The sequence below is a fragment of the Paenibacillus sp. P4_A9 genome, assembly GCF_056402415.1.
On sequence record NZ_JBFUHL010000120.1, the window covers coordinates 1 to 6,331 of the forward strand.

Below are 6,331 nucleotides of genomic sequence, written 5' to 3' on the forward strand. Positions count from 1 at the left end.
TTTGCGAATCAGCTTGCTTACCAGGACCCATCGTTACAAACTTCAGTGTAACCGGCTTTGCTGCTGCTGCCGTTGTTGCCGCAGCACTTGGTGAAGTTGATGGTGTGCTAGTACCTGTTTTGCCGCACCCAGTAATGATTAAAGCCGTTGTCATACTTAGAAGAATGGTCTTGCTAAAAACAGTGTTAAGCGTTTTCATTTTTAATTTTCCCCTTTCAATCTGTTTATACTTAAATTCTATGAAAAAAGTGCTCAGCTGAATAGGGAGTCAAAATAAAGATCCGAATACTAAATTGCTTTCTTCGACAAAAAAAAAATACTAAAATCAACTAAAGTGATATTTTTAAACTTCCATTGCTATATACCTAAGGAATTTTGTGGCCCTAATTCGCGGTAAAAAGAAAACCGTCCTCAGAAAAATCAGGACGGTTTAATATGATTCTTTATAATTACAGTAATCCTTCGTTCGAAATATCTTTTAAAGCGTCTGTGTWGCTAGTAATAAGTTGTACAGGACCTGAGCTGCTTCGGCACGAGTAGTGATGCCTYGCGGATCGAATTTGTTRTCTKCGCGACCTTGRATCAGGTTAAGTGCYGCCGCGGTTTTCACAAATTCAGTTGCCCATGTTGATACTTGATTGTCATCTGCAAACGAGTGAGTTGCGTTGCCAACAGCTTTACCATTCTTCAACTCATATGCTCTGAGAAGCAAAGTAACCATTTCCTCACGGGTAATTTGCGCGTTTGGATCAAATAATGTCGCGCTCTTACCTTGTACAATACCTGCCTTCACTGCGATGGATACCGCATCGGCATAGAAATCGTTGGATTTCACATCGGTAAATGTTGTTTGGCCTTTTTCCGTAAGTTTCAAAGCTCTAACTAGAAGCACTGTGAATTCGGCACGCGTTATGTTGCGTCCTGGTTCAAAGGTAGTTGCGCTCGTACCAGTCACGATTTGCTTTGCTGCAAGCTCTTTGATTACGTTAGAAGCCCAATGTCCTGAAGACACATCAGTGAATGTCTTCGTAACTTCAAGAACTGCATATTTACTAAAGTGTTTGATCTCGGCAGTAATGACACCATTGTTTACTTTGCCGCCGACATACTCAAGTTTACCGTCATTTGCAATATAATAGATACCTACAAATTTCGGATTCATCGAAGGATCAACCTTGAGCTCAATCGTAATCGGTTTATCAAACTTCGAAAGATTGATCGTTTTGCCGTCAGCTGTTTGAATAGATAAATTGAATTCATACACATCGCCGACTAGTTTATTTTCTGAATTTGAAGATTGACTACTTTTATTGATAAGTTCTTCCGCATCCGCATTGGAAATCGGAGCCATCTTCAGTGAAATTGTTCCACCTTTTAATTCATCCGCAGAAAGCGTTTCTGTTAGTTGCTTAAGCACCTCGGATGGAATCGATAAGGTCAATGCATCTGATTTGATTTCCAAATTGTTTAGCTTAATCAGCTCGGCTGTATTCCCTGGGAGTTTGATTTCCGTAATGTTAGCTGGAATTTCGACAGTCGTGCTTCCATTTTCGCTATTCGATAGTTGGTCTTCATCAATAATGTAAGTACCATCTGGTGTTGGTACCGGTGGAATTACCACAATACCACCCGATCCATTATTCGTTATTTGCTTGAACGTAACATCAATCGTATGATCGCTCGTTACGTTGGCAAACGTGTAGGTGTTGCTTGTTACCGTTGCAATCGTGCCGTCTACCAGCACAGTGTCGAGCATATAACCGTTGTCCGGTGTGAACGTGTATGTGTTATATGTTCCTTCAGTCACAGTAATACTGCCGCTCGGGCTAATCGAACCGTTGCTTCCAGCGCTTGCCGTTATTGTGATAACCGGCGCTATCATAAGGTTATCAAAGTAAGTAGGATACGTACCTTGACCGAATGTAGCAGCTCCACCCCATAGATCCCCTAAGGTAATTTCTGTCCCTACTTTAGAAACATCCCAAGCACTTGCAACTGTTTTGATCTTGACTCCATCAATATAAAGGTCTGCTATAGTCCCGCTGCTAAAGTCAAATTTGAACTCGTGCCAGCCTTTGGATCTTGGTATATTCGTTGCAACTACTGCTGAACCCGCATAACGATAAATATAATTCGAAGTATTGCTAATCGTATCTACGCCCATATAAATGAAATTACTATCATCTTTTGCGGCAACCTTTGCAACGCTTCTTGTGCTATTTTTGTCAAACGTATTATCAGGAATTACATTCTCATCATAGAACTTCACAGAGATCACTTTACCTGGCAGGCCTGAACTCCATGATTTAGTTATTGCAGCATTATCCTTGTCAGTTACAAAACTGTTGCTTCCATCAACAGTCTTAACTGAACTTGTTACAGGAGTATCTGTTCCTTCTGGTACCCATCCAGTCAAACCGTTCTCAAAGTTTTCAAAATATTCTGCAGCAATAACATTTACAACAAAGCTTCCATTCACTGTGTTGCCGTCGCTATCTGTGACAGAACAATTTACAGTAGTCTGGCCAATTGGCAGCGTTGTGCCTGATGGAAGAGATGTGGTTACATTTAATGGACCATCTGTTTTGTCATAAGCACTAACTGTAAAGTTGACAACAGCATTGGAACCAGTTGTTCCTACAGTTAGATTATTTGGCAACGTAAGTCTAGGCTTCACATCATCTGCCCACTCAGTTATACGCACATCGTCAAAATTCGCAGTGGATATCTTAGCATCCCCGGTCCAATCACCCATGGCAATCATATTGAAACCCGTTATTTCAGTGGTTGATGCCACAAGGATATTATCAATATACATATCCAAGCCCTTGCCAGATGAGTAATCCCATTTTAACTCGTGCCATCCCGCTGTTCTTGCAACTGACGATTCAGCCCATTGAACATTGCCAAGCTTAAATGAATAATTAGCTTGTGAAGTACCCGTCATGACGCCTAATGCATACATCTTGGTAGCATCACTCCAAGAACTAACAAGCATACTCGCATCGCCAGTACCTAAACCGCCGCCATCAACACGGGCAACGGCAGTCTTGGCCGCCGCAGCGTTGTCATCGTAGAAACGAAGAGATGCAGTCTTACTATAGCTGGTAGGGAATACTTTATATATGACATCCCTATCTTCATTTACAGCATAGCTATTTAAACCTTCAGATTTTATGGTAGTGCTTAATGGCGCCTTAGTACCATATGCTTTTGCAGTTCCTGATATCCAGTTATCCATATAAGGATCCTCGAAGCCATCCTTGAATACATATCCGTTTGGATTTGGAACCAAGACCGATTCCGATACATTCTCAGAAACCCCAAAACCATCTAAAAAGGCATAGAAATTACCATCTTGCTTGCTTGCAAATATGGTAGCGGTTGTATTATTAGGTCCTGTAGTAAACACAACTTTCTTCGCTTTTGTTGTGCTGCTAAACATGCGCTCCGTTATGGATGCAGTAGTGTCTGTACCTCCAAAATCTTTAACTCCTATAATTGCATCATCTACATCAGGATCAGTATTGGACAATCTGAATTTATCTAAATAGTTTTGGTTTGCAGTTGAGAATACCAAGTAAACATTGTGTACACCTGTAATTTTAGTAGTTATAGGTGTATCTGCTTTATTGTACATCCAAGCACCAGGATTCGCTGTATCATTAGCTACGTTGATCGTATAAGTGGCTATCGAAGGATTTGAAAGACTGTCTAATTTGACATCGATCTTACCACCATTGACCCTTTGAGATGCAGCGAAGTTGATACTGTTGTATAGACCATTTCCAAAGTCGATATTGTTATATTTTACCCAAGCACCAGGAGCGTTACCACATAGACAGGTTTCATTTCCACTATAAGGTCTATAAGGTGCTTCACTGAATGTTCCTGAGCTGGCATTATAGTTCTCTGCTTCAAATTCAGTTCCCTGTATTACTCCCCAACCACTTAATGTATAGGTAGTATTGGGTTTTAGACCGGTTATCGTCTGCGCAATGGCGTCTCCAGCTTTAAGCCGAACTGCGTTCTGCCCAAATCTAACAATGCTTGATGCTTTATAATCCCAAGCATTTCCTTGATAAAGGGAGGGAGTTCCTGCTGTAACTGTCCATTCTTCAAAGCTATTTCTTTCAAAGCCCGCGTTATTCATCAGGTTTTTGTATGGAATATTGGGATTTAGATAAAAAGTAGGAGTTGGAGGATTAATAAAGTCATGTCCCGCCTTCCATGTAACTCCAGTTTCTATTGCACCCATTTCAGGTTTACTTCCCATATAACCATCAGTTACTCCTGGAATCACTGCACCTTGCTCAAAGCCTGCAGAAGTGCTCTTCAAGCTATAATCAGAATTCCACTGCGGATCAACGCTCTCAAGATTTCTGGATCTATAAATATCACTATTATTTTGTGTATATCCATTTCTTACAATGTTGTTAATAAAGGTCGAACCTATTGAATCACAGATATCTGATGTATTGCAGAACTGAGTTATATCTTTATTAATTGAATTGTTATAATACAAGTGGTATTCATTAGGAACATTCATAAGTATGCCCTTACCAGCTGTACCATAAATGACGTTGTTATAAAAAATTAGGTTATGCACCGAGTTATCTGGATAAAAACCGTGGGATCCTCCGGCACCTGTAATATCATGAATTACGTTATGATGTATTTCAGTGTTTTCCATATCCAAATTCACAATATAGAATGCGCCGCCATCTCCAGAAAGCCTCATTCCTTGGCTCATATCGTTATACTGAATAACTGATCTGCTGAAAGCGCCGCCTACAAGTCCACGCCCTGCCATCGTAAGAGTGTTATGGCTGACAAGATGGTTATATCCGTTTAGTTTTACAGCATCGGCATAGGAATGCAAAAAGTTAACATTATGAATGTAATTATTTATTACATTATTATCATGTCCATCAACCAGGATGCCAGGACCGTACATATTTCTAATTTCGCTGTCTCGTATCGTATTGTGATCGCCATTCAAATTCAAACCTAATGTTAAACCATTAAGGTTAGCCATTCCACTAGGTAAGTTATAGTCGGGAGCATCAACCAAAGTACCTTTCACCATATTATAGCTGGAATTAGCAAAGTTAAGATTTGCAGCTCTTAGCTTAATTCCCTCAATCGTTACATTGGTCTTTCCTGAAAAATCAAATGCATAGTCTCTCTTTTTAGCTTCTACTGCAATCGTACTTGGATCTACGTTACCAGGAGCAATGAAAAATAATTTTCCATTCGCTACATCCTTGTACCATTCGTTATCAACATCCAATACGAGCTTATTTCTAGTGATATAATAAAATGATCCTGCCGCAGGAGGATAACCTGGAGAAAGAAGGGGCAAGCTAATGTTAATGGTTGAACTTGTAGGATTTCCAGTAATGGATGCTGTATAGCTGCCATATGCATTTCCAGTACGGAACCAGAGCATCCCTCCAATAAGTGTATTAGGCGCAAATTTAGTGCCTAATCCTGTTGCGTCAACAATTGAAGACGTTGCCCCACTATTGAATGTTTTTACAGTAGGATATTTAGTTCTGTCCAAAAGATCTGCAAGTGTAAAATTCGGAAATGTTGCTTCCTGCATCAGAGTACCATCAGCAAAAACAATATTTCCATCGCCGTTGTACATATCCCAATTCATATCTGCTACATAGATTTTTTTCCCGGTAGCCAATGTGGAATCCAATGTCCAACCTGTAATCAAGTCAGCGCCAGATACCGTTACTGCTTCACCATTGTAGTTTTTAATTGTAACACCTGAATTAGGAGTAACCGTTTCTCTGTAAACACCTGCACGTACAAGTACAGTATCCCCAGATTGAGCAATATTTGCAGCTGCCTGGATGGTCTTGAAAGCTGCACCAATTGTCAACCCATCGTTGGCATCACTACCACTTGCACCATCGACATAGTAGCTTGATGCAACCGCACCTGCCGCTAATGTTGTGTCCGGCATTGTTAGAATGGGTGCACAAATCATTAGAATCGCTAGCAACATGGCAATCATTTTATTCGATTTTCTTGAAATTCCATAATGCATAAACTTACCTCCAAATTTTATTTAAGTCAGGCTGCATCTCTGGTCTCAGAGAATAATTGAAATTCACTTACCTGACAATTCTTTCAAATTATGTAAACGCTCTCATGCTGATTTAAAATATATGTTTAAAAGTTCGAATTTACGCAAGTGAAATGGAGTCATTGCTTCATACAAAGCAATGACTCCTTTCATTCAATCCATTTACTTCAACTTATTTCTTAGTTTTCAAGAACTCGTCAACTTGTTTTTGAAGTTCAGCTACAACTT

2 protein-coding genes are annotated in these 6,331 nt (G+C 40.0%); both read right to left on the reverse strand.

Annotated features, from left to right (window positions below; all coding sequences use genetic code 11):
• Positions 1–199 (reverse strand): hypothetical protein (locus AC1DVJ_RS29310; RefSeq protein ID WP_477596159.1); only part of this gene is annotated, 199 nt, incomplete at its 3' end.
• A gap of 279 nt (positions 200–478) precedes the next feature.
• Positions 479–6,064, reverse strand: coding sequence for an S-layer homology domain-containing protein (locus tag AC1DVJ_RS29315; protein ID WP_477596161.1), 5,586 nt, complete (start codon positions 6,062–6,064; stop codon positions 479–481).
• Positions 6,065–6,331 lie beyond the last annotated feature (267 nt).